Below are 24,158 nucleotides of genomic sequence, written 5' to 3' on the forward strand. Positions count from 1 at the left end.
GTGTATGAAATCTGACTGTACGGGCAGGTGATGGTTCTGCCAGCCTACACCAGGGGCAGCAGCATCTGGAAGCGGGCGCCGCGGCCCGGATGGGACTGCAGGATGATCTGGCCGCCGTGCAGCTGGACGATTTCCCGGCACAGGGCCAGTCCCAGGCCGGCGCCGCCGCGACTGGCGCCGATCTGCACAAAGGGCTCGAAGATCCGGGTCTGCTGACCATAGGGCACACCCTCGCCATCGTCCTCGACCGCCAGCAGCAGGTAGTCGTCCTGGCGTCCCGCCGCCAGCCGAACGGTACCGCCGGGATGGCTATGGCGGATGGCATTGGCCAGCAAATTGTCCAGCACCCGTTCGATCTGCAACCGGTCGAGTTGCGCCTGGGGGAGGTCGGTCGGGTGCTCCACGGTCAGCGTCAGGTCCTTCTCTTCGGCCTGGCCGATAAAGCGCTCGCGCGCCCGGGTCAGTAACTCGGCGATATCGCAGGGGCTGCGCTCGAGCGTCTGCAGCCCATTCTGGTAGCGGGAGAAATCCAGCAGCTCGCTGATCAGCCGCACCAGCCGGTGCATTTCCTCATCCACGGTACGCAGCAGATCGCCTTCCCGGGATTCGGGCGAAAACTGCAGCCGCTCCAGCAGCAGGGCGAAGGCCATATGCATGCCGGCCACCGGGGTACGCAGTTCATGGGAAGCGCGCAGGACGAATTCGCTGCGGATCCGCTCGAAGGCGCGTTGCTCGGTGACATCGTGCAGCACCATCACCATGCCCAGCAGCCGCCCCCCCGGATGGCGGACCGGGGTAATGCTGTAGGTCAGCAGGCGCGACTCGTCATGCACCTGCACCTGCAAGTCGCCCAGCACGCCGGTGCAATCACCGCCGCGGGCCACCTGCCACAGCTGTTCGTCCAACTCCGGCCGCTGCAGCGCCTCGCTGGCGCGCAGGCCCAGTTGGCGGACGTCACAGCCCAGCTGGCGACCGGCGACCGGGTTGAAATGCTCCAGTCGCCCGCTGCGATCGAAGATCAGCAGGCCATCATCAATGCTGTCGAGTACCGCCTGCAGCCGGCGCTGTTCTGCCATCAAGGCTTCCACATCACTGTTGCGAAACTGCTGCAGCGCCGCCGCCATCAGGCCGAAGCGACGGCTCAGGGTCGCCAGTTCGGCCACCGAGGTGACCGGCAGGGTGACGCGAAAATCGCCCTTGCCGATCAGGTTCGCGGCGTGGGCCAGTGCCTCGATCGGCCGGCCGAAACGTTCGGCAATGCTGTGGGCGGTGATCAACCCCAGTACCAATACTGCTGCGCCGACCAGCCCCAGCAGCCCGGCGATCAGCCAGGCGCGCTCGCGGGCGTGTTGTTCGCCGGCACTCAGTTGCTGCAGGTGATGTTTCAGCATGCCATCGAGGCGCTCGTGGGTGGCGCTGAAATACTTGCGGAACTCTGCACTGCCCAGCATCTGTCCGCGCACGGTCAAGGGTTCGGCCAGCAGTGTCTCGAAGGCGGCGTAGGCGTCGGTCAGCTGCTCCAGGGCCTCTCGGTCCACGGCCTCCCGGGCTGCGCGCCGGGCCTGGTCCAGCAGGGCGTCGAAACGCATGTCGGCCGCCCGTAGCGCCTCAAGATCGACCTCCTCTGCCAGCAGCAGGGCCAGTTGGCTATTCAGCTCCTGGCTGAGGCCCATGGCTGCCTCGATACTCAGCAGGCTGCTGGTCATCGCCTGGTTCTGCGCGCGGGTCAGGTGCAGCACGCTGAAGATGCCCAGCAGTAGACCGATCAGCGCTACCGTGAGGAGCGCGCCATTGCTGAGGAAAAGCCGGCTGCGCAGTTTCACAGGCCGAGCTGCTTGCGCTTGCGATAGAGGGTGGAGGCATCGATGCCGAGGATGCGCGCGGCCTGGTCGAGGGTCTCGCTCTTGCTGACCACGGCGGTGATGTGGGCCCGTTCCAGCTCCTCCAAGCTCAATTCAGCGCCGGCCCGGGGCACGCTGTCCAGCGTCGGGCGTTCGAAGCCCAGGTGCACCAGGTCGACCTGTTCCTCGGTACAGATGATGCTGGCGCGCTCGATCATGTTGCGCAACTCGCGGATATTGCCCGGCCAGGGATGCTGCTGCAGCGCCGCCATGGCCGCCTCGGTGAAACCGCGGGCGGGACGGGCGTAGTCGCTGACGAAGCGGGCCAGGAAGCGTTCGGCCAGGTCGGGAATGTCCTCGATACGCTCGCGCAGTGGCGGCAGCGTCAGGGTGATGACATTGAGGCGATACAGCAGGTCTTCGCGGAACAGCCCTTGCTTGACCATATCGTTCAGATCCCGATTGGTGGCCGACAGGATGCGAACATCGGCATGCCGGGTTTGGGGCTCGCCCACTCGCTCGTATTCCCGGTCCTGGATAAAGCGCAGCAGCTTGGGCTGCAGGGTCAGCGGGAAGTCGCCGATCTCATCCAGAAACAGCGTGCCGCCATCGGCCTGGCTGACCCGCCCCAGGGTATTTTCCGTGGCACCGGTAAAGGCCCCGCGGGCATGCCCGAACAGTTCGCTCTCCATCAGCTCGGCATTCAATGATGGGCAATTGACCGTCACGCAATCGTGCTTGTGGCGCTTGCTCCAGCCGTGGATCGCCCGGGCCAGCTCGCCCTTGCCGGTGCCCGACTCACCGAGAATCAGGATATTGGCATCGGTGTCGGCGACCTGCCGGGCTGTGTCCAGTACCGCGCGCATGCCCGGGCAGTGGGAATCGAGGTCGGCGCCAGTGGTGGCCGTAGCCTGCTCCAGTGCCTGCAGGCGGGCGGCCATGCGGCTGGTTTCCAGTTGCCGGGCGGCGGCCACCCGCAGCTGATCCGGGCTGCAGGGCTTGACCAGGTAATCCGCAGCACCGGCCTGCATGGCATTGACTGCGGTATCGATCGCCGAGTGGGCGGTGACGATGACCACCCGCATCCACGGCGCCAGCACCCGCAGGCGGGCCAGCACGTCCAGGCCATCCTCGGCGCCTAGGCGTAGATCGAGGAAGCACAGGTCGAACACCTCACTCTGTACCAACAGCTGGGCCTGTTCGCCGTTGCTGGCCGTCGCCACGCCATAGCCCTCATCTTCGAGACAATAACGAAAAGTCCGCAAGATGGCCGGCTCGTCATCAATCAGCAGAATGCGACCTTCGTTTTCACTGGTGGTGTCCATGACCCGCTCCGTTGATGTCTCTGCAGCATTAGTCACCGTGGCGTCATGCAAGTTGCACGGCTATTCAGGGGACCATCCTGCAAGTCGCACGGTGCGCAAACCTGTAGCTTTACCTAAGTCATTGATTCATAGGAAAACACGGGTTGGTACAAAGCTGGCACGGGGAGTGCAATAGCTAAGGGGAACGGCTAATAAGCTGCTACAGAGGAAAGTCCGCATCATGCATACATTGAAGAAGCTCGCCATCGCTACCGCCACACTGGGCGTTATCGCCATGACCCCGGTTGCCGTCCATGCAGAAGACGGCGACATGAGTCGTCAACTCACCGAAGCACGGCAGGAAGGCTCCGTCTGGACCGCCTTTGCCCTGAACCGTCACCTCAGCCCCTTCAGCATCGACGTGGAGATCGAGAACGGCGTCGCCGTCCTGACCGGTGAGGTCGAATCGGATGTTGAACGGGATCTGGCCGAGCAGGTGGCCCTGGGTGTCGAAGGCGTACGTGAAGTAGATAACCAGCTCAAGGTCGAAGGTGAAGCCGCCGACCGCAGTAACGATCGGGACCGCGACTTCTCCAATCGCTTCAACGATGCCACCACCACCGCCACGGTAAAGTCCAAGTTGTTGTGGAATCGCAACACAGAAGGGCTGAACATCAATGTTGATACCAACAATGGTGTTGTCACCCTCAAGGGCAGTGCCAATACCGACGAGGCCCGCGAACTGGCCGAGCGGCTGGCGCGTAATACCGAAGGTGTACGCGAGGTAAACAACGAACTGAAGGTCAATGGTGAAGCGGGTGCCGCCAACAAGGCCCGTGACAAGGCTGACGAGGCGGGTGCTGCCATCAGCGATGCCTGGATCACCAGCAAGGTGAAATCCAGCTTCGTCTTCAACAGCAGCCTGGATGGCCTGGATATTTCTGTCGACACCAAAGGCGGTCAGGTGACCCTGGGCGGCCGGGTGGACACGCAAGCCGAGAAGGATCTGGCTACTGAAATCGCGGAAAACATCCGCGGCGTGCAAGGCGTGAAAGCCGACTCACTGCGGGTCGGGAATGAAGGCTGAATAGCGTCAGGGTAATTGACGCGCCACAGCGCTTTTCAATCAATTGAGGAGAATTGCCATGTTAAGTTGGGCTATTACGTTCCTGATCATCGCCATCATCGCTGCCGTACTGGGCTTCGGTGGTATCGCCGGCACCGCCACTGGGATCGCCAAGATTCTGTTCGTGGTCTTCCTGGTGCTCTTCATTGTGTCCTTCATCATGGGGCGACGTCCCAAGCTGTAGGTCACAACCGTAACGCGCAGAACTCGGCCGGCCACATTGTTGTGGCCGGTTTGCGTTGGCGAGGCGGTGAAGCAGGCCGCCGCTCCCTCAGTGACAGCTCCAGGCGCCAGCGCTATGCTGCCTGCATATGCCGCATTCGAGCGGCAGGCGAGGGGATCAGCATGGCGGGAACTGGATCGGTGACACAGCGCAGTCGGCGACAGCTGGAGGAAAGCTATCGCGAGAAGGCGCTGAAGATGTACCCCTGGGTCTGTGGCCGTTGCGCCCGGGAGTTCAGCGGCAAACGTATCAGCGAACTGACGGTGCATCACCGCGATCACAACCACGACAACAATCCCGAGGATGGCTCCAATTGGGAGTTGCTGTGCCTGTATTGCCATGACAACGAGCATTCCCGTTATACGGACCAGCAGTATTTCAGTGCCGCGTCCACCAGCAGCCCCCAGACCGATGTCGCCAAGCACAAGGCACTGGCCGGGCTTGCTGACCTGCTGAAGGGGCGCGGCGACAGCGGTTGAACCGGCTGGTCGATAACCCCTGTCCTGCCCTTGCCCCGTCTTGCTCCCGGGTTTAGCCTTACCGGCTTTTCCAAGAGGAGCTTTATTCCGTGCGGATTACAGTCTGGGATCTGCCCTTGCGGCTATTTCACTGGTTGCTGGTGTTGGCAGTAACCGGTGCGCTGGTCACCATCAACCTCGACGGCGACTGGATGGTATGGCACAGCCGCTTTGGCCTGGCGGTGGTGGGCCTGATCACTTTCCGTTTGGTCTGGGGCGTGGTGGGCTCGACCCACGCCCGGTTCGCCAGCTTCGTGCCGACCCCAGCGGCGATCGCCCGTTATTGGCGGGGGCAATGGCGCGGGGTGGGGCATAACCCGCTGGGGGCGCTGTCGGTCTATGCCCTGCTCGGTCTATTCGCCTTCCAGGCATTCAGCGGCCTGTTTGCCAGCGACGAGATTGCCTTCAGCGGTCCGCTGTCCGCTGCCCTGTCCTACCGCATGGTCAATACCCTGAGCAGTTGGCATCGCCAGACCGAACTCTGGCTATACCTGCTGGTGGGGCTGCATCTGCTGGCGATCATCGCCTACCGCCTGCGCGGCAGGCATTTGCTCGGGCCGATGATCCATGGCCAGGCGGAGGTAACGGAACCCACCCCACAGCCCCGGGGCGGCGGTCCGGCAGCGCTGATCGGGGCGCTGCTGGTCACGGCAGCCGTGGTCTGGGCGGCCAACGGCAGCTGGCTTTGACCGCTTTCGGGGCGGTGGCTGCTTAGCCGGCCGGCTCCGGCTGCGCATCGGGCAGCGGGCGCTTGCGGTCGCGCAGGGTGTTGAAGGCGATATGGGTGCTGGGGAACAGCTCGGTGACCTGCTCCTTGATCCAGTCGGTCTGTTCCAGCCGATCCATCACCGGGCCTTTTACTTCGGCCAGATGGATATGGATATCCCGTTCGCGCAGCCCGAGGCTGAGCTCGTCCAGCATGTCCAGGCCGGTGCTGTCGATGTGGTTGACCGCCGACAGGATGAGCAGCAGTTCCCGGGTGTCGGGGTAATCGCGCAGGGCCTGGAGGATGGCGCGCTCGATGGCCTTGGTATTGGCGAAGAAGATGTTCTCGTCGATGCGGATCGCCAGCAGCTGCGGCTCGGTTTCCACCAAGTGCCGCTGGGTATTACGAAAGTAATGGGTGCCCGGCACCCGGCCGACCACCGCCACATGGGGCCGGCTGCCGCGCCACAGCTGGGTGACGATGGACAGGCCGACGCCTAGCACTATGCCTTCCTCTATGCCCAGCAGCAGTACCCCGGCGGCCGTGCAGATCAGGGTCAGGCCCTCGCGCCGATCATAACGCCAGGCCCGCCGCAGGCTGGCAATATCGATCAGCGGTACCACCGCCACCAGGATGACCACCGCCAATACCACCAGGGGTAGCCAGGCGAACAGCGGGGCAATGGTCAGCAGGATCAGGCCGATCACCAGCGCCGATACCACCCCCGCCAGGGGCGTGTTGGCACCCGCCTCGACATTCACCCCCGAACGGGAGAAGCCGCCACAGACGGCGAAGCCGCCGGTTACCGCCGAACCCAGGTTGGCGGCACCGAGGGCCAGCAGTTCCCGATCGGGGTTGATGCTCTGCCGCTTGCGCCGGGCCAGCGACTGGGCGATCGATACGCTCTCGACGAAGCTGACCAGGCTGATCAGGGCGGCCGGCAGCAGCAGGGCGCGCAGGGTGGAAAAATCCGGTGTCGACCAGACCAGCGCAGGCAGCCCGGCCGGCAGGCTGCCCACCACGGGCACACCGCGGGCGCCCAGATCCCAGGCGATGGTCACCAGCAACCCGAGCAGCACCACCAGGATGGGTGCCAGCCGCGCCAGCAACCGCGCGGCGTTGGCACCGACGCCCAATTGCTGCAGATGCCCGGCGAGTCGGCTGCGCGCATAGAGCAATGCCGCCAGCGCCGTCAGCCCCATGGCCAGCACCAGGCCGTTGACCGGCTGCCATACCGCCAGCAGCTGCGCCGGTGAGGTCGGCAGACTGGCCAGGCCGAGCAGGTGCGGCAATTGGCTGAGCATGATGAGAATCGAGGCGCCACTGATGAAACCGCTGATCACCGGGTGACTGAGGAAGTTGGCCAGAAAGCCCATGCGCAGCAGTCCCAGTACGAACAGCATGGCGCCGGACAACAGCGCCAGCCAGATCGCCAACTGGTAATAATGCTCGCTGCCGACCGTGGCCAGGGGGGACAGCAGGGCGGCGGTCATCAGCGCGGTAACCGCCACGGGACCGACCGACATGCTCATGCTGGTGCCGAACAGGGCGTAACCCAGCAGCGGCAACAGACTGGCATAGAGACCGATCTGCACGGGCAGGCCGGCCAGCATGGCGTAGGCCATGCTCTGGGGGATGATCATGATGGCGGTAACTACCCCGGCAACGAGGTCACCGCTGAGCCAGGCCAGGCGGTAGTGCCGCGCCCAGGCCAGCAGCTCCTCGCCGCCGGGAGGTTGCAGCCGCGGATTATCCTGCCTCACACCAGCACCTCCCGATACCCGCCGCTTGATCCTGTAACCTGCTTTACGTCCACCGCTGTCTCCCGCTCGACTGATCGCGCGCCGTGGCGCCGTCTGGCGACAGTGTAGCGTCCGCCGGCAGGCAGCGCACCGGGCGCCAGGTGAGCGAGGGGCTGGAGCTCACCCGACAGATCCTCGATACTCAGTGCATAACAATTCAATCGGGAGGGATGACATGAACCAGCAACGCTTCGATCTCACGGGCAAAACCGCCCTGATAACCGGCGCATCCAGTGGTCTGGGGGCGCACTTTGCCTGGGTGCTGGCCGAGGCTGGCGCCCGGGTGGTGGTCACCGCGCGGCGGGTCGAACGGCTGGAGGCGCTGGTGGCCGCGCTACAGGCGCAGGGGCATGAGGCCCTGGCGGTGCCCATGGATGTCACCGATGCAGACAGCGTCGATCGCGGCTTTGATCAGGCCGAACAGCATTGGCAGGTGATGGACATCGTCGTCAACAATGCTGGCATCGCCGACCCGGTCATGTTCCTCAACATGACCGAGGGCAACTGGCGCAGCATGATGGACACTAACCTGGACGGCGTCTGGCGCGTCGCCCACCGCGCCAGTCTGGCCATGGCCAAGGCGCAGCGCGGCGGCAGCCTGATCAATATTGCATCCATCCTCGGCCTGCGGGTAGGCACGGCGCTGAGCCATTACGCGGTAGCCAAGGCGGGTGTGGTGCAGCTGACCAAGGCCATGGCGCTGGAGCTGGCGCGCAACAATATCCGCGTCAATGCCATCGCCCCGGGGTATTTCCGTACCGACATGAACGGGGATTACTTCGCGACGGAGCAGGGCCGGGAGTATATCCGCAGCAAGGTACCCATGCGCCGGCTCGGTCAGCTGGAGGAATTGTCAGGCCCACTGCTGTTGCTGGCCAGCGAGGCGGGCTCGTTCATCACTGGCACCACCATCAATGTCGATGGCGGGCACCTGAGCAACAGCCTCTGAGCGGCGTCAGTTCTCCATGATCCGCGGCAGCCACTGGCTCAACTGCTGCGGATTCAGCGGCGGGCGCAGAAAGCCCACGTAATGCCCGGCAGGGTCGACCATGACCACCTGACCGCTATGGTCGACCAGGTAATCCGCCGTGCTGGTATCGGGCTCGATATAGGCCACTGACAGCGCCTGGGCCAACTTGCCCAGTTGCTCCGGCTCGCCGGTGGCGCCATGGAAGCCGGCCTTGAAGAACTCCAGGTACTGGCGCATCTGCTGCGGCGTGTCGCGCTGCGGATCGACACTGATCATGGTCACCCGCAGGTTATCGGCCTGCTCCTGCGGCAGGCCGGCAGTCACCTGGCGCAGCTCGGCCATGGTGGTCGGGCAGATGTCCGGGCAGAAGGTATAACCGAAGAACAGCAGGTCCCACTGGCCCTGCAGGTCCGTTGTCGACCAGTCCCCGCCGCTGGCCGACTGCAGCGATACCGCGGGCAACCGCCGTGGCTCGTCGAACAGGTAAACGCCGTTCTCCGACAACAGATCCCGGTCCAGCGGCGCCGGACGCAGCACCTTGTTGACCACCGCGCCGATTACCAGGGCGATGACCGCCACGGTGATCAGCACGGTTTTTTGCACCCCACTCAGAGCCATCCCGCTACTCCTGCGTAATGATCGACCAGCAGGGCAACGAACAGCCACAGCAGGTACCACAGGGAAAACTTGAAGGTCTTGATTGCCGCGTGGGGGCGGCTGTCGCGATACAGCGCCCAGGCCCAGTCGATAAAGCGCAGGCCCAGCCCGACGGCGACTACCAGATAGAGCATGCCGCTCATGTGGATCACATAGGGCAGCAGGCTGACGGCGAACAACATGAAGGTGTACAGCAGGATATGCAGCTTGGTGTATTGCTCGCCATGGGTCACCGGCAGCATGGGGATATCGACCTTGGCATATTCGGCCTTGCGGTGAATGGCCAGCGCCCAGAAGTGCGGCGGCGTCCAGGCGAAGATGACCAGCACCAGCAGCAGGGCCTCGGCATCAATGCGCCCGGTGACGGCGGTCCAGCCGAGCAGGGGCGGCGCGGCGCCGGCCAGGCCACCGATGACGATATTCTGGGACGTGGCACGCTTCAGGAAGGAGGTGTAGATCACCGCGTAGCCGAGCAGCGAGCCGAGGGTCAGCCAGGCGGTCAGCGCGTTGATCCACAGCAGCAGGATGGCCATACCGGACACACCCAGCACCAGGGCGAACAGCATGGCGTGGAGCGGGTTTACCCGGCCCTGGGCCAGCGGCCGGCGCTGGGTGCGCGCCATGTGCAGGTCGATACGCCGGTCCACCACATGGTTGATCGCCGCCGCCGAACCGGCGCACAGGGCAATCCCCAGGTTGCCCAGCAAGAGTACCTGCCAGGCCACCGCCCCCGGGGTGGACAGCAGCATGCCGATGGCCGAGGTAATAATCATCAGCGCCACTACCTTGGGCTTGGTCAGCTCAAGGTAATCGCGCCAGCCGGCAACAGCCCGTGCGGCTCTGGTCATGGTCGTCATGGTAATCCCCCGCGCCTTCGGCGCTGTTGTTATGGTTAACCAGTGTAGGCCATTAGGCCGGTGTCCACTCTCCGACACCACCGGTGTGCTTTCTGTTCACCCGGATAGTCACCGGGCGCAACTGGTAGTTGACCAGCACCAGGCTCAGCAGCAGCAGCGCGCCGCCGGCGTTATGGGCTACGGCCACGGCCAACGGCAGGTGCGCCAGCACATTGGTGATGCCCAGGCCGACCTGGGTGAACAGCACCAGGGTCAGCCCGAGGGCCATGGCGGTCAGCCCGGCGCGGTAGAGCCGCCAGGCCAGCAGCAGGGTGGCCAGCAGGGTGATCAGAGCGCCGATCCGGTGGGTGACATGGATGGCGGTGCGGCCCTCGCCGTAGAGCATGCCGCCCAGGTAGTTGGGACCGATTTCCTGGAAGATGTTGAACCCGGCAGCAAAGTCCATCTCCGGCCACCATTCGCCATGGCAGGTGGGCAGGTCGATGCAGGCGACCGCCGCATAATTGCTGCTGGTCCAGCCGCCCAGGGTGATCTGCGCTATGACAATGACCAGCACCGCCCGGGCCAGGGGCCGCAGGGCGGTCAGGCCGACGTCCGCCGGGAAGCGCCCGGACAGGCGCAGGGCCAGCAGGAAGAGCAGGCTCAGGGTGGCGAAGCCGCCAAGCAGGTGCGCAGTCACTACCTGCGGCCAGAGTTTCAGGGTCACTGTCCACATGCCGAACAGGGCCTGGCAGATGACCAGCGCCAGCAGGCCCAGCGGCAGTTTCAGGGGATAACCGTCGCGCCCGCGCTGTTTCAGGGCAAACAGCGCCAGGCCGAGAATGGTCAGCCCGAGCAGCCCGGCGGCATAGCGATGGATCATCTCAGCCCAGGCCTTGAAGGCCTCCACCGGATCGTCCGGGAAGCGCATCTGCGCCAGTTCCAGCGCCGCATCGCTGCGCGGCACGCTGAGAAAGCCGTAGCAGCCGGGCCAGTCGGGGCAGCCCAGGCCGGCATGCACCAGCCGGGTATAGGCGCCCAGCAGGACCACAACAAACCCCAGCAGCAGGGCGAGGACAGTGAAGATAAAACCCGGTTTACGCATGATCAGCCTACCTTGGATACTTTCAACAGATGCCGCAGATCGTCCAGCAACGCCTTGCCGGGGTTGGCCGGATCACGGTGCAGCACAACCCGACCCAGGGGATCGACGACCCAGAGTTGCGGCCCCTGCCGCCAGGCTTCGGGGTGGGCGGCGAGGCTGTCCCGGTACGCTGTCGGTGCCAGGGAGGCCCGCTGCAACTTGGGGTAATCCTGTTCCAGGCGGCGGCTCAGCTGTTCGTCGGCCGGCTGCCCGAGGGCCAGCACATGCTGCACCCGGTCGGCCTCGCGGCCGGTGGCGACATTGATCTGCCGGGCTTCATGCACCAGTGCCAGGCAGGCCTCGGTACAGCCCTCTGGCGCCGTGACCAGCAGGCGCCAGGGCGCGCCATAACCGACCTGCTCCAGGCCCAGCTGCCAATCCTCCACCGTCAGCTGGGGTTCGACCAGCGCGGAGTGGTTGGTCTGGCCCTGGGGAATACCGATCTGGGTGGTTGCCATCAGCCAGGCGACCAGGATCGGGCCCAGCACCACCGCGACGATGGCCAGCAGCTTGAGCTGGCCGCGGGGCCGCTGGGTATCGGGTGTCCGTTCAGCTGTACTCATCATTGATGTTCCCCCGGGGTTCGGGCCGCAGGCCGGCCCAGACAAACAATATCAGCAGCGCGATCGCCAGGGCGAACCACTGCACCGCGTAGCCGGTGTGTTTGGTGGCCGTCATCGGCAGGCCCGGCCAGTCCAGGCGCAGGGCGGCTGGACTGCCGGGTTGCAGCCGCGCCATCCACGGCAGCAGGGGCGCGCCGGTGTGGCCCGCGAAGGCCGGCAGGTCGATATGGCCGACGACCTTGGGCCAGCCGGTCGTGGGTGCGCTATGCAGGCGGAACCCCGGTTCCGTTGTAGGCAGTGCTTCCACCTGCAGCTGCAGCTGGCCCTGCGGCGTCGGGACGGCGGGCGGCTGCCGCCGGTCCCGCCAGGGCAGCCAGCCGCGATTGATCAGCAGCCGCTGGTCGCTGGTGCTGTCGTGGAAGACTTGCAGTACTTCGACACCCGGCAGGCCATCACGGGTGCGGTTGTCCAGCAACCAGGTGTAGCGGGGGTCAAACCGGCCGGTCAGCAGCAGGGGGCGCCAGCTGGGGTCCGCCGTGGGAGCCAGGTCAGTGATGGTGACGGCCGGCTGGGCACGCTGCGCCTCGATGCGCGCCTGCAGCTCACGCTTTTCAGCGGCCCGCTCCAGCTGCCAGAAGCCCAGGCTGACCAGTATCGGCAGCAGCGCCAGGGTGAACACCCATAACGGCCAGCCGGGTGCAAAGCGGCGGTGACGGGGCATCAGCTCAACCTGGCTGCTGGTCATGGGCCGGCTTTCCTGCGCGGTCTATACTGCGGAACATTCTCTCGAACATGGACCATCGCTTATGTGGTTGAAGATCATCATCGTGCTGTTATTGGTCGCCATTGTCATCAGTTTGTTCAGTGGCGCGCTGTTTCTCCGGGATGCCGAGTCCGGCGGGCGCCTGCTCAATGCACTCACCCTGCGCATCAGCCTGACCGTGCTGGTGGTGGTGCTGATTGCCTGGGGACTCTGGTCCGGCGAACTGCAGTGGGGCGCGCCCTGGTTGCATTGAGCGGCGCGCCGCGGTTCACAGCACGTAGACGAAGATGAACAGCGCCACCCAGACCACGTCAACGAAGTGCCAGTACCAGCTGGCGGCCTCGAAGCCGAAGTGATTGTCGGGGGTGAAGTGGCCCTTGTGCACTCGCACCAGCATCACCGTCAGGATGATCGCCCCCATGGTTACGTGAAACCCGTGGAAACCGGTGAGCATGAAGAAGGTCGAGCCATAGATTCCCGAATTCAGGGTCAGGCCCAGGTCCTGGTAAGCGTGCACATATTCCGCCAGCTGCAGGCCGAGGAAGATGACCCCCAGCACCACGGTCAGCAGCAGCCAGTTCTTCAACGCCTTGCGCTTGTTGGCGCGCAGGGCATGGTGGGCGAGGGTCAGGGTGACACTGGAGGTGATCAGCAGCAGGGTGTTGATCAGCGGTAGCTGCCAGGGGCTGATGGTCTCCTGCGGCCCGGGGAAGGCACTGGGGTCCGGATTGTTGACCAGTGGCCAGGAGAAATTGAATTCCGGCCACAGCATGCTGCTCGAGCCCTTCTCGCCGACGCCGTCCAGCCAGGGGCCGGTGAGCACGCGCACATAGAACAGCGCGCCGAAGAAGGCGGCGAAGAACATCACCTCGGAAAAGATGAACCAGGTCATGCCCATGCGGAACGACCGGTCCATCTGCCTGCTGTACAGGCCCTGGCGGCTTTCCTTGATGACGTTGCCGAACCAGCCGAAGAACATCCACACCAGGATCAGCAGGCCGGCATAGAGAATGTATTTGCCCGGCGAGCTGCCCGAGCCGCTGCTCAGGCCGTTCATCAGGGTACCGGCGCCGAACACGGAGACCAGCAGGCCGATGGAGCCGACGATGGGCCATTTGCTCTGGTCGGGGACGTAATAGACTTCATGTTCTTCATGACTGGCCATCTGTTGTTCTCCTTATTCGGCAGCCGGGATCAGTTACTGTGCACCGCAGCCAGATCAAGGCTGGCCGCCATGCGTTCGGTCACATCAAACAGGGTGTAGGCCAGCGTCAGCCGGCGGACATCCTTCGGCAAGGCTGGATCGACAACGAAGCGGACCGGCATTTCGATGCTCTCACCCGGCTGCAGCACCTGCTGGGTAAAGCAGAAACACTCGGTCTTGTGGAAATAGGCCGCAGCCCGGGCCGGTGCGACACTGGGGATGGCCTGGGCCACCATGACGCGGTCGGTTGGATTATGGGCGAGAAAGTTGACCGTGCGGGCCTCGCCCGGATGCAGGACAATCTCCTCCTCCTGCGGGCCGAACGACCAGCGCATGCCCTCGGCGTTGCTGGAGATGAACTGCACCCGCACATCACGCTGCTCATCCACCGCCTGGCCCTGGCCTTCCCAAACGCTGCCCGAGGTCTTGCCATTGATCCCCAGGGCCTGGCACATCACGTCATAGATGGGCACCAGCAGGAAACCGAAGGCGAACATGCCTACCACCAGTAACAGCAGGCGCTTGACCAGACTTGCCGTACTCAGGCCTTCGGTGCGCATGGCAACCTCCTATTTCACTTCCGGCGGGGTGCTGAAGGTGTGGTAGGGCGCTGGTGAGGGCACCGTCCACTCCAGCCCTTCGGCGCCGTCCCAGGGTTTGGCCGGGGCGGGCTTGCCGCCGCGGACACACTTGATGACGATGTACAGGAACAATAGCTGAGTCGCCCCGAACATGAAGGCGCCGATGGACGAGACCATGTTGAAGTTGGCGAACATCATGTTGTAGTCGGGGATCCGCCGCGGCATCCCGGCCAGGCCGACGAAGTGCATCGGGAAGAACGCCAGGTTCATGCCGATGAACGACATCCAGAAGTGCGTCTTGGCCATCACCTCGTCGTACATGTGGCCGGTCCATTTCGGCAGCCAGTAGTAGGCCGAGGCGAAGATGCCGAAGATCGCGCCGGGCACCAACACGTAATGGAAGTGCGCCACCACGAAGTAGGTGTCGTGGTACTGGAAGTCGGCGGGCGCAATGGCCAGCATCAGTCCGGAGAAGCCGCCGATGGTGAACAGGATGACGAAGGCCACCGCGAACAGCATGGGCGCCTCGAAAGTCAGCGACCCGCGGAACATGGTGGTCGCCCAGTTGAACACCTTCACCCCGGTGGGCACCGCGATCAGCATGGTGGCGTACATGAAGAACAGCTCGCCGGTCAGCGGGATGCCAACGGTGAACATGTGATGCGCCCATACCGAAAACGACAGGAAGGCGATCGCCCCGGTGGCGTAGACCATGGAGGTATAGCCGAACAGCGGCTTGCGACTGAACGCGGGGATGATCATGCTCACGGCGCCGAAGGCCGGCAGGATCATGATGTACACCTCGGGGTGGCCGAAGAACCAGAACACATGCTGGAACAGCACCGGGTCACCTCCGCCGGCGGCATTGAAGAAACTGGTACCGAAGTGGATATCCATCAGCATCATGGTCACCACACCCGCCAGTACCGGCATTACCGCGATCAGCAGGAAGGCGGTGATCAGCCAGGTCCAGACGAACAGTGGCATCTTCATCAGGGTCATGCCGGGGGCGCGCAGGTTGAGGATGGTAGCGATGATGTTGATCGCGCCCATGATTGAACTGATACCCGCCAGGTGGATGGCGAAGATGAAGAAGGTGGTGCTGTCCGGCCCGTAGGTGGTCGACAGCGGCGCATAGAAGGTCCAGCCGAAGTTGGGCGCGCCGCCCTCCATGAACAGGGTCGAGACCAGCAGCCCGAAGGCAGCCGGCAGCAGCCAGAAACTGAAGTTGTTCATGCGCGGCAGCGCCATGTCCGGCGCGCCGATCATCAGCGGTACCATCCAGTTGGCCAGCCCGACAAAGGCCGGCATCACCGCACCGAACACCATGATCAGGCCGTGCATGGTGGTCATCTGGTTGAAGAACTCCGGCTGCACCAGCTGCAGACCGGGCTGGAACAGCTCGGCGCGGATGACCATTGCCAGCGTGCCGCCGAGCAGGAACATGGCGAAGCTGAACCACAGGTACATCGAGCCGATATCCTTGTGGTTGGTGGTCAGTATCCAGCGCATCGGGCCCTTGGCCGGACCGTGGGCATGGTCGGCGTGATGATTGTCGATCACTGCACTCATGACAGGTCTCCTATTGGCCATTCTTGAAGTTGAGGATGTCGACGGGAGCGACCACCTCGCCGGTGTCGTTACCCCAGGCGTTGCGTTCGTAGGTCACGACCGCCGCGATATCCACTTCAGACAATTGCTTGCCAAAGGCGGCCATGGCGGTACCCGGCACACCGTTGACCACCACATCGATGTGCGCGGCTACGTCGTTGAGCACCATGTCGCTGCCCTTGAGTCCCGGGAACATCGGCGGCAGACCTTCGCCGTTGGCCTGGTGACAGGCCACGCAGGTGCTGGTGTAGACGCGCTCGCCGCGTTCCATCAGCTCTTCCAAGGTCCATTCCTTGCTGGTCAACTCGGCTTCGGCGGCGGCGGCGGCCTTCTTCTCGTCAAGCCAGACGGCGAAATCCTCGGGCGTGCGGGCGTCCACCACGATCGGCATGAAGGCATGGTCGCGGCCGCACAGCTCGGTGCACTGCCCGCGGTAGATACCCGGCTCGTCGATACGGGTCCAGGCCTCGTTGATGAAACCGGGAATGGCGTCGCGCTTTACTGCCAGCGCCGGTACCCACCAGGAGTGAATCACGTCGGCCGAGGTAATCAGGAAGCGCACTTTCTGGCCGGTAGGCACCACCATCGGCTCATCGACTTCCAGCAGATAGTGTTCATCCTTGGCGGCCTGGTTGGCGATTTGCTCGCGCGGCGTCGCCATGTTGCTCATGAAGCTGACATCTTCGCCCAGATAGTTATACTGCCAGCGCCACTGGTAGCCGGTGATCATGATGTCCAGATCGGCGTCTTCGGTGTTGTAGATGTCGATCAGGGTCTTGGTGGCGGGAATGGCCATGCCGACCAGGATCAACAGGGGAATGACCGTCCAGAGAATCTCGACGGTGAGGTTTTCATGGAATTTTGCGGGTACCGCGCCCCGGGAACGGCGATGCATGAACATCGACCAGAACATGACGGCGAAGACCATGGTGCCGATGACCACCGAGATCCAGAAAATGGTCATGTGCAGGTTGAATACCGAGCGGCTGACTTCCGTCACCCCCGGCGTCATATTGACTTCCCAATTGGCGCTGGCACTGGCGCTGAATGCAATCAGGAACAGGCTGCCCAGCCAGGTGCGTGCATGTCGCAACATCCCGGTTTCCCCTTGTTTATTGTTTTTATCACTCCTGGCAACGCCTGGAAGGTGTAACCAGATAAAACCGAGTATAGACCTGATCGCGATCAAGGCAATGGCTTTGATTGTGAATTCTCATTGAATTGTCAAGCTCGAATGAGGTCAATTGCCGGATCTGTCGGACGCAGGTTTGAGCCGATGGCAACCCTGAACGGATGCGGGGTTGGTCAATTTTATCGTTCTTACCTGAGTCACTTTGACGATATAAAGGCACTCTGCTAGCTTGAATCCAGTCCAGAACCCTGAGCATTAGCTGGCGCGCCACCCGGCTCGCCTTCAGCGGGAGTATTAATGAAGATTTCCGAACTACGAGAACGCGTGCGCGCTGCCCGTGAAGATGATGGCAGTGCCGAAGCCTTGCATCAGTGGCTTGAACGCAAGCTGCCGCGACTGCATCGGACCATCCGTCTGCGCGATGATGCGGCAACCACCCTGTTCAATTTCATCCAGGCCTATATCGAGCGCGTGCCCGATATCATGGAGGCCGCCCAGTCGGTAGCCAACCATGCAAAGATGCGGCCCCAACTGATTCCGGTATTGAAGGTGGCAGAGGAGTTTTTCCTGCAACCCTCAACTGCGGCTGAATCGGAGCGGGGCTTGCTGGGACTGCTGGATGAAGCCTACCTGGCCCACCGTCTGGTGGAGGAAGTCAACGACCGCTACGTCAACCATGGCGGTGAGTCATTGATTCCCATGAGCAACACCAAGGCGAACGTGCTCGTCTATGAGTTGCTCGGCGAGGAATACGCCAACGAGCTGGACGCCGCAGTAGACGAAGCGGTGAAGGGCCTGTTGCCGGAGGACGTTTTCGAGAGCCCGGCCTTTCTCGCCTACAAGGCTGGTATCGATGAGGATCTGCGCCAGGACATGTGGCGCCGCTGGCCGAGCATGGCCGAGGAGTTGGGGCTGGGGTTCACCTGGCGCAACAACCCCTGATCCTGAGATCTCCTACCAACTTTCTGTTTACCAGTAGCTGGTCGTACGGGCGGTGATGCCATCGCCCGTGGCGTACGCGGCTGCGTCTTACCTGGGCTGACCGCCCGCCCGGGTGGCGCTGCCTACCCCATGGGCGGGTGGCTGTCGCCGCCGCCCTTGCTCAGCTGTCCTTTTTCTTCAGCTTCGGATTGGGATAGAACTGCGCCACATGGGAGGTAGGCGCCGGTTTGCTCGAGGGCTGGATGGTCACGCGGGTAGGCAATTCGCTGGGCACGGAATTGCCGCGCGCATCCAGGGTATCGGCGTAGCCGCAGGCAACACACTCCCGGTGGGGAACGTCGTCGACCTGGAACATGCGGATGGTATCCATCTGGCTGCAGGCGGGGCAGACCGCCCCGGCAATGAAGCGTTTTACCGGCTGCGATGGGTTGTTCATGCTGCTTGCTCTCCACTCAGGCCGCTGTGGCGCAGCAGCGCATCCACCGAAGGTTCGCGCCCGCGGAAGGCAACGAACAGCTCCATGGGTTCGCGGCTGCCGCCCCGGGCCAGGATATTGTCGCGGAAGGCCTTGCCGGTGTCGGCGTTGAAGATGCCTTCCTCCTCGAAGCGGGAGAAGGCGTCGGCTGACAGGACTTCGGCCCACTTGTAACTGTAGTAGCCCGCAGCATATCCCCCCGCGAAGATATGGGCGAAGCCGTTTTCGAAGCGGTTGAACGCCGGCGGCGGCATGACCGACAACTCGTCGCGTACCGCCTGCAGCACCTGCCGGGCGCTGCGGCCCTGCTCACCCTGGGCGTGCAACTCGAAATCGAACAGCGAGAACTCGATCTGGCGCAGCATACCCAGCCCGGACTGGAAGTTGCGGGCGGCCAGCATCTTGTCCAGCAGGTCCTGCGGCAGCGGCTCGCCGGTTTCGTGGTGGCCGGAGATCAGCGCCAGGCCTTCTGGCTCCCAGCACCAGTTTTCCATGAACTGACTGGGCAGCTCCACCGCATCCCAGGCGACACCGTTGATGCCGGAGGCGGCCGGGTAGTCGACGCGGGTCAGCAGGTGGTGCAGCCCGTGGCCGAATTCGTGGAACAGGGTGGTCACCTCGTCATGGGTCAGCAATGCCGGCTGCGCCTTGCCGTTGGCCGTGGGAACGGGCGGCGTGAAGTTGCACACCAGGTAGGCAATCGGGCGCTGCAGCTCGCCGTTGGGCAGGCGGCGGCGGTCACGGGCACCGTCCATCCAGGCGCCGCCACGTTTGTGGCTGCGGGCATAGAGGTCGAGGAAAAAGCGGCCGATGACTTCGCCATGCTCCAGCACCTCGAACAGGCGGGCGTCCGCGTGCCAGCGGTCGAACTCGGCGACTTCCCGCAGCTCGATGCCGTAGAGCCGGCCGACCACGCCGAACATGCCCTGGAGCACCCGGTCCACCGGGAACCAGGGGCGCAGCTCCTCCTGGGAAATGGCATAGCGGTGCTGACGCAGCTGCTCGGCGTAATAGCCGGTATCCCAGCTTTGCAGGTCGTGGCAGCCCTGGCTGGCGGCGAATTCCTTCAGCGCCTGCAGGTCGGCCTCGGCAAAGGGCCGGCTGCGCTGGCCCAGGTCACGGAGAAAGCCCAGTACCTGGTCGGTGCTGTCGGCCATCTTGGTCGCCAGCGACAGCTCGGCATAATTGGCATAGCCCAGCAGGCTGGCCAGCTCCTGGCGCAGTTGCAGGATCTCGGCGATCAGCGGGCCATTGTCATGCTCACCGGCGTTTGGCCCCTGGTCGGAGGCGCGGGTGCAGTAGGCGGTGTAGACCTCTTCGCGCAGGGCGCGGTCATTGGCGTAGGTCATGACCGCGTAGTAGCTGGGGAATTCGAGGGTAATCAACCAGCCGTCCAGCCCGCGGGCGGTGGCTGCCTGCTGCGCCTGGGCCAGGGCCGACTCGGGCAGGCCGTCCAGCTGGCTGGCGTCGGTGATGTGCTTGGTCCAGGCCTGGGTGGCATCCATCAGCTGGTTGGAGAACCGGCTCTGCAACTCCGACAGGCGCATCTGCAGTTCACCATAGCGCTGCTGCTGCTCGGGCGGCAGGGCAATGCCAGACAGACGGAAATCGCGCAGCGCATGCTCGATGATGGTCTGCTGCGCCGGCTCCAGCTCGGCAAAACTCGCGCTGTCGGCCAGCTGGCGATAGGCGTCATAGAGTTTCTGGTTCTGGCCCATCTCGGTGGAGAACTGGCTGAGCAGCGGCAAGCAGGCGTTATAGGCGTCGCGCAGCTCCGGGCTGTTCATTACGGCGTTCAGGTGACTGACCGGTGACCAGGCGCGGGACAGCCGTTCGCCCATCTCATCCAGGGGCTCGACCAGGGTGCTCCAGCTCCACTGCGCCGGCGGGTTGTCCAGCAGGGCCGCCAACTGGGCGCGACTGTCCGCGAGCACCTGTTCAATGGCCGGCTTGATGTGGCTCGGCTGGATCGAACTGAATGGGGGCAGATCGTAGGATTGCAGCAGCGGATTGGACATGGCGGGGTTTCCTGAATAGCGTGGGTTCGTACAATGGCCCCATGGTAATCAAACCAGCGGGCCATTGGCAGCCGGTGTGTAGCGGCTGTAATGGTAACTAGATGATGGCTGCGGCCAGTCAATTCAAGGGGCAGACGATGAATATACGCGGATTTGCAGGCAAGAGCCCGGTGCTGGGCGAGCGCGTCTACGTGGACAGCAGTGCGGTGGTATTGGGCGACGTTGAGCTGGGCGATGATTGCTCGGTGTGGCCGGCCACGGTGATTCGCGGCGACATGCACCGCATCCGCATCGGTGCTCGCACCAGCGTGCAGGACGGCAGCGTGCTGCACATCACCCATGCCGGGCCGTTCAACCCGGACGGTTTCCCGCTGATCATCGGCGACGACGTCACCATCGGCCACAAAGTGCTGCTGCATGGTTGCACCCTGGGCAGCCGCATCCTGGTAGGCATGGGCAGTATCGTCATGGACGGCGCGGTGATCGAGGACGAAGTGATTCTCGGAGCAGGTAGCCTGGTGCCGGCCAACAAGACCCTGCGCAGCGGTTTTCTCTACATGGGCAGCCCGGCCAAGGAGGTACGACCGCTGAGCGAGCGCGAGCGCGAATTCTTCCGCTACACCGCAGCCAATTATGTGCGGCTGAAGGACCAGTACCTGCAGGAGCAGGCGTAAGCGCAAGGTGCCGGTACTGGCAGGCAATCATTCCCGTGAATAACGGCCCGCCCGGGGCGCCCCTTGGTTTATGCTCGGGCAGATCGGGGCTACCTGTGCCCCACCACCCATAGCTGAGAGGCCTTGAGTATGACTGCCCTGACAAATCGAAAAATAGTGCTCGCGCGGCGCCCCCAGGGGGAAATCCAGGATGGCGATCTGGTGCTGAAGGATGAGCCGGTACGGGAACTGCGCGACGGCGAAGTGCTGATCAAGACGCTGTGGCTGTCCCTGGACCCCTACATGCGGCCGCGGATGAACGACAGCAAGGGCTACATGGACCCGGTCGGCATTGGCGAGGTCATGGTCGGCGAAAGCGTGGGCCGGGTGGTCGAGTCCAAATCGCCCAATTACAACGAAGGTGACCTGGTCACCTGTTACTCCGGCTGGCAGGAATACTGCGTGGTCCCGGGTGATGCCCCGATGATCTACAAGATCGACCCCCGTGGCGTACCGCTTCAGGCCTACCTGGGCGTGGCCGGCATGCCAGGTCGTACCGGCTATTGCGGCCTGACCTATGTAGGCAAACCCCAGGCCGGTGAAACCGTGGTGGTCTCGGCGGCCTCCGGTCCGGTGGGTACCGTGGTCGGCCAGACCGCCAAGCAGCTCGGTTGCCGGGTGGTCGGTATTGCCGGCGGCGAGGAAAAATGCCGCTTCGTGGTCGAGGAGCTGGGTTTCGACGCCTGCGTCGACTACAAGGCCGGCAATCTGGAAGGCGACCTGGCCGCTGCCTGCCCCAACGGCATCGACGTGTACTTCGAGAACGTCGGTGGCGAGGTAACCCGGGCGGTGGCCAAGCTGCTGAACAAGGGTTCGCGCGTGCCGATCTGCGGCTACGTATCAGCCTACAACGCCGAGGACGCCAGCAAGGTCGAGACGCCCTTCCACGTATTCGGCGCCATGGGCGAGAACAAGCCGGAGCACCGTTTCTTCCTGGTCACCGAATGGCAGGACCGCCACCAGGAAATCACCACCTTGCTGGCCGAGCAGGTCGCCAGCGGCAACATCAAGTACCGCGAGTCGGTAGCCGAAGGGCTGGAGAACGCCGTGGAGGCGTTCAAGGGCATGCTCAAGGGCAAGAACTTCGGCAAACAGCTGGTGCATATCGCCGACTGAGACCCTGGGGGCCGAGGTCGGCCCCCAAGGCGCCACCCCAGGCATCTGGGGTGGCGTCGGCATGGACTCGCCCCCTGGGACGGACGAGCACCAGCTCGTCCACAGCGCTAGCGGCGGAAATATCCTCGAGCTGGCGCTCGATTCCCAGAGGCGCGAAAGACCATCAGCTGTCCGCCCACTCCTGCTCCTGCAAAGCCCGCCACATGATCTTGCCGGCAGGTGACTTGGGCAGGCTGTCGACAAAGTCCACCAGCTTCGGACACTTGTAGGCCGACATGTTTGCCTGACACCAGGTGAGGATGTCCTCGGCACCGGTGTCCTGGTGACCAGCAGCCAGCACGATCACTGCCTTGACCGTTTCGCCGCGCCGCTCATCCGGGACTGAAATCACGCAGACTTCCTGCACCGCCGGATGCCCGTACAGCAGCGACTCCACTTCCGCTGGCCAGACCTTGTAGCCGGAGGCGTTGATCATCCGCTTGACCCGGTCGACCAGGAAGAAATAGCCCTCCTCGTCGTAATAGCCCAGATCGCCGGTGCGGAAGAAGCGCTCCCCATCCAGTTCGATAAAGGCCTCGGCGGTCGCTTCGGGGCGGCGCCAGTAGCCCTGGAACAGCTGTTCGCCCCGCAACACGATCTCGCCCACCTCACCCACGCCCAGCTCCCGCAGGCTCTCCACGTCGACCACCCGGGAATCGACCCCAATGATCGGGATACCCAGGCACTGCGGCTTGGGCGCCTTGGCTGGGTTCATGTGGGTAGCGCTCAGGGTTTCCGACAGGCCGTAACCCTCCGAATAGCGCAGCCCCAGCGTGTTCTCCAGTTTCGCCGCAATGGCCGCCGGCATGGCCGCGCCACCGCCGCCGATGGCCTGCAGGCTGCTGATGTCGTACTGCTCGATGTCCGGGTCGGACAGCAGGTCCACTACCATGGTCGGGATGTTGCGCCAGGAGGTGATGCCGTGGCGCTCGATCAGTTTCGCGGCGGTGCGGCGATCCCAGCGGGTCATGATCACCTGGGTGGAACCCAAGTAAATGGCGGCGTTCATGCACACCTGCATGCCCGTGACATGGAACATCGGCACCGATACCAGCTGCACACTGTTGTGCTGGCTGTTGCCCCACACCGACGGATAGACGACGGTGGCCATCGCGCTGTGATGGGTATGTACGCAGCCCTTGGGGTTGCCGGTGGTGCCGGAGCTGTAGGGGATCACGCACAGGTCGTCCGGGCCGGCGGTCAAGGGGCCTGGTTCATAGGCGGCATCAAGCGCCTGCTGCCAGGGAGTGAGGCCTGCCGCTGCGGGCATGTCAGCGGCCAGGGTCACCGCTTCGGGCAGCTCCAGGTCGGTGGGCTCGCGCACGTAGTCGCCATAGGCGGTGACGATGACCTCACGCAGGCCGGCACTGCCGACCAGCTCGCTGATATTGTCCAGCAGCTCGCGGCCGCACAGGGCAACTTGGGCCTCGGTATCGGTGATCAGGTATTCGAGTTCGGCCTTGCGGTTCATCGGGTTGACCGGTACCACCACCGCGTTGGCGCGCAGGATCGCGTAGAAACCGATGACGAACTGCGGGCTGTTCTGCATATACAGCAGCACCCGGTCACCAGCCTTGACGCCGGCGTGTTGCAGATACCCGGCCAGTGCTTCGGCCTGACGTTCGAGTTCGGCATAGGTCAGGCTGGTGCCGTAATAAATGATGGCCGGGTGCGTGGGATAGCGCAGCGCGGAAACGGTCAGGTTGGAGTACAGGCTGGTGGCCGGCAGATCGAGAAAATGTGGTACCAGATCAGGCCAGGCGGCGTAATGGCGGTCGAACATACGCGGAAACTCCCGTGGACGGTTTATTGTCTTTGTCGTTGCCGCCCAGCTAAGCATGTCCGGCGCCGGGGGCAAACCGTCAAAACCGGTG

Annotated in this window: 24 protein-coding genes; 9 read left to right on the forward strand and 15 right to left on the reverse strand. The window is 63.8% G+C overall.

Features of this window, described 5'->3' with window-relative positions; translation table 11 throughout:
* Nucleotides 1–44: 44 nt before the first annotated feature.
* Both VG99_RS08585 and algB read right to left on the reverse strand, forming a co-directional pair.
* Complete coding sequence (locus VG99_RS08585; RefSeq protein WP_044499381.1) at nucleotides 45–1,823, reverse strand: ATP-binding protein; 1,779 nt, start codon at nucleotides 1,821–1,823, stop codon at nucleotides 45–47.
* Nucleotides 1,820–3,166: a sigma-54-dependent response regulator transcription factor AlgB gene (gene algB / locus VG99_RS08590; RefSeq protein ID WP_044499382.1), complete on the reverse strand. Its 1,347-nt coding sequence runs from the start codon at nucleotides 3,164–3,166 to the stop codon at nucleotides 1,820–1,822. The genes VG99_RS08585 and algB overlap by 4 nt, the downstream gene beginning before the upstream one ends.
* A 220-nt stretch (nucleotides 3,167–3,386) precedes the next feature.
* On the opposite strand from algB, the gene VG99_RS08595 reads away from it, so the two are divergent.
* From VG99_RS08595 to VG99_RS08610, 4 genes are all read left to right on the forward strand, one after another.
* A complete protein-coding gene (locus tag VG99_RS08595; RefSeq protein WP_044499383.1) occupies nucleotides 3,387–4,232 on the forward strand; it encodes a BON domain-containing protein in 846 nt (281 codons plus the stop codon).
* 58 nt (nucleotides 4,233–4,290) lie between these two features.
* Nucleotides 4,291–4,455: a DUF1328 domain-containing protein gene (locus VG99_RS15750; RefSeq protein ID WP_044499384.1), complete on the forward strand. Its 165-nt coding sequence runs from the start codon at nucleotides 4,291–4,293 to the stop codon at nucleotides 4,453–4,455.
* Between the two features lie 161 nt (nucleotides 4,456–4,616).
* Nucleotides 4,617–4,973 carry a YajD family HNH nuclease gene (locus tag VG99_RS08605; RefSeq protein WP_044499385.1) on the forward strand — a complete coding sequence of 119 codons (357 nt, stop codon included), beginning with the start codon at nucleotides 4,617–4,619 and terminating at the stop codon, nucleotides 4,971–4,973.
* Between the two features lie 89 nt (nucleotides 4,974–5,062).
* Nucleotides 5,063–5,701: a cytochrome b/b6 domain-containing protein gene (locus VG99_RS08610; protein ID WP_044499386.1), complete on the forward strand. Its 639-nt coding sequence runs from the start codon at nucleotides 5,063–5,065 to the stop codon at nucleotides 5,699–5,701.
* Nucleotides 5,702–5,723: 22 nt separating this feature from the next.
* Here the strand turns inward: VG99_RS08610 and VG99_RS08615 are convergent, their stop codons facing one another.
* Nucleotides 5,724–7,481: a SulP family inorganic anion transporter gene (locus VG99_RS08615; protein WP_204216703.1), complete on the reverse strand. Its 1,758-nt coding sequence runs from the start codon at nucleotides 7,479–7,481 to the stop codon at nucleotides 5,724–5,726.
* A 214-nt stretch (nucleotides 7,482–7,695) separates the two neighbouring features.
* Between VG99_RS08615 and VG99_RS08620 the strand changes: the two genes are divergently transcribed.
* Nucleotides 7,696–8,469: an SDR family NAD(P)-dependent oxidoreductase gene (locus tag VG99_RS08620; RefSeq protein ID WP_044499387.1), complete on the forward strand. Its 774-nt coding sequence runs from the start codon at nucleotides 7,696–7,698 to the stop codon at nucleotides 8,467–8,469.
* Between the two features lie 6 nt (nucleotides 8,470–8,475).
* On the opposite strand, the gene VG99_RS08625 is transcribed toward VG99_RS08620, so the two are convergent.
* From VG99_RS08625 to VG99_RS08645, 5 genes are read right to left on the reverse strand one after another with little or no spacing between them, the layout of a single operon-like run.
* Nucleotides 8,476–9,108, reverse strand: a complete 633-nt coding sequence (locus VG99_RS08625) for an SCO family protein (protein WP_052508749.1) — start codon at nucleotides 9,106–9,108, stop codon at nucleotides 8,476–8,478.
* Complete coding sequence (cyoE, locus tag VG99_RS08630; protein ID WP_044499388.1) at nucleotides 9,099–10,004, reverse strand: heme o synthase; 906 nt, start codon at nucleotides 10,002–10,004, stop codon at nucleotides 9,099–9,101. Before cyoE ends, VG99_RS08625 begins: the two co-directional genes overlap by 10 nt.
* Before the next feature lie 52 nt (nucleotides 10,005–10,056).
* On the reverse strand, nucleotides 10,057–11,088 hold the full coding sequence (locus VG99_RS08635; RefSeq protein ID WP_044499389.1) for a COX15/CtaA family protein: 1,032 nt from the start codon (nucleotides 11,086–11,088) through the stop codon (nucleotides 10,057–10,059).
* 2 nt (nucleotides 11,089–11,090) lie between these two features.
* Nucleotides 11,091–11,690 carry a hypothetical protein gene (locus tag VG99_RS08640; protein WP_044499390.1) on the reverse strand — a complete coding sequence of 200 codons (600 nt, stop codon included), beginning with the start codon at nucleotides 11,688–11,690 and terminating at the stop codon, nucleotides 11,091–11,093.
* Nucleotides 11,677–12,435, reverse strand: a complete 759-nt coding sequence (locus VG99_RS08645; protein ID WP_082050016.1) for an SURF1 family protein — start codon at nucleotides 12,433–12,435, stop codon at nucleotides 11,677–11,679. Before VG99_RS08645 ends, VG99_RS08640 begins: the two co-directional genes overlap by 14 nt.
* Nucleotides 12,436–12,496: 61 nt before the next feature.
* On the opposite strand from VG99_RS08645, the gene VG99_RS08650 reads away from it, so the two are divergent.
* Nucleotides 12,497–12,706 (forward strand): DUF2909 domain-containing protein, encoded by a 210-nt coding sequence (locus tag VG99_RS08650; protein ID WP_044499391.1) that lies wholly within the window; start codon nucleotides 12,497–12,499, stop codon nucleotides 12,704–12,706.
* Nucleotides 12,707–12,721: 15 nt separating this feature from the next.
* Here VG99_RS08650 and VG99_RS08655 read toward each other — a convergent pair whose 3' ends face one another.
* From VG99_RS08655 to coxB, 4 genes are read right to left on the reverse strand one after another with little or no spacing between them, the layout of a single operon-like run.
* Nucleotides 12,722–13,618 carry a cytochrome c oxidase subunit 3 gene (locus VG99_RS08655; protein WP_044499392.1) on the reverse strand — a complete coding sequence of 299 codons (897 nt, stop codon included), beginning with the start codon at nucleotides 13,616–13,618 and terminating at the stop codon, nucleotides 12,722–12,724.
* A 29-nt stretch (nucleotides 13,619–13,647) separates the two neighbouring features.
* Nucleotides 13,648–14,217, reverse strand: a complete 570-nt coding sequence (locus tag VG99_RS08660) for a cytochrome c oxidase assembly protein (protein ID WP_044499393.1) — start codon at nucleotides 14,215–14,217, stop codon at nucleotides 13,648–13,650.
* A 9-nt stretch (nucleotides 14,218–14,226) separates the two neighbouring features.
* Entirely contained in the window at nucleotides 14,227–15,810 is a 1,584-nt protein-coding gene (gene ctaD, locus VG99_RS08665; RefSeq protein WP_044499394.1) for a cytochrome c oxidase subunit I, read from the reverse strand.
* 10 nt (nucleotides 15,811–15,820) lie between these two features.
* Nucleotides 15,821–16,945 (reverse strand): cytochrome c oxidase subunit II, encoded by a 1,125-nt coding sequence (gene coxB / locus VG99_RS08670; RefSeq protein ID WP_044499395.1) that lies wholly within the window; start codon nucleotides 16,943–16,945, stop codon nucleotides 15,821–15,823.
* A gap of 333 nt (nucleotides 16,946–17,278) precedes the next feature.
* Here coxB and VG99_RS08675 point away from each other — a divergent pair, with 333 nt between their 5' ends.
* Complete coding sequence (locus VG99_RS08675) at nucleotides 17,279–17,923, forward strand: hypothetical protein (protein ID WP_044499396.1); 645 nt, start codon at nucleotides 17,279–17,281, stop codon at nucleotides 17,921–17,923.
* 160 nt (nucleotides 17,924–18,083) lie between these two features.
* Here the strand turns inward: VG99_RS08675 and VG99_RS08680 are convergent, their stop codons facing one another.
* Entirely contained in the window at nucleotides 18,084–18,359 is a 276-nt protein-coding gene (locus VG99_RS08680; RefSeq protein ID WP_044499397.1) for a YheV family putative zinc ribbon protein, read from the reverse strand.
* Complete coding sequence (prlC, locus tag VG99_RS08685) at nucleotides 18,356–20,416, reverse strand: oligopeptidase A (protein ID WP_044499398.1); 2,061 nt, start codon at nucleotides 20,414–20,416, stop codon at nucleotides 18,356–18,358. The genes VG99_RS08680 and prlC overlap by 4 nt, the downstream gene beginning before the upstream one ends.
* 137 nt (nucleotides 20,417–20,553) lie before the next feature.
* Between prlC and VG99_RS08690 the strand changes: the two genes are divergently transcribed.
* Both VG99_RS08690 and VG99_RS08695 read left to right on the forward strand, forming a co-directional pair.
* Entirely contained in the window at nucleotides 20,554–21,090 is a 537-nt protein-coding gene (locus VG99_RS08690) for a gamma carbonic anhydrase family protein (protein ID WP_044501539.1), read from the forward strand.
* Between the two features lie 129 nt (nucleotides 21,091–21,219).
* Nucleotides 21,220–22,245: an NADP-dependent oxidoreductase gene (locus VG99_RS08695; protein WP_044499399.1), complete on the forward strand. Its 1,026-nt coding sequence runs from the start codon at nucleotides 21,220–21,222 to the stop codon at nucleotides 22,243–22,245.
* Nucleotides 22,246–22,408: 163 nt separating this feature from the next.
* Here VG99_RS08695 and VG99_RS08700 read toward each other — a convergent pair whose 3' ends face one another.
* A complete protein-coding gene (locus VG99_RS08700) occupies nucleotides 22,409–24,067 on the reverse strand; it encodes a long-chain-fatty-acid--CoA ligase (protein ID WP_044499400.1) in 1,659 nt (552 codons plus the stop codon).
* Between the last annotated feature and the right edge of the window lie 91 nt (nucleotides 24,068–24,158).

The sequence above is a fragment of the Pseudomonas saudimassiliensis genome, assembly GCF_000939975.1.
Taxonomy (GTDB): Bacteria; Pseudomonadota; Gammaproteobacteria; order Pseudomonadales; family Pseudomonadaceae; genus Halopseudomonas; species Halopseudomonas saudimassiliensis.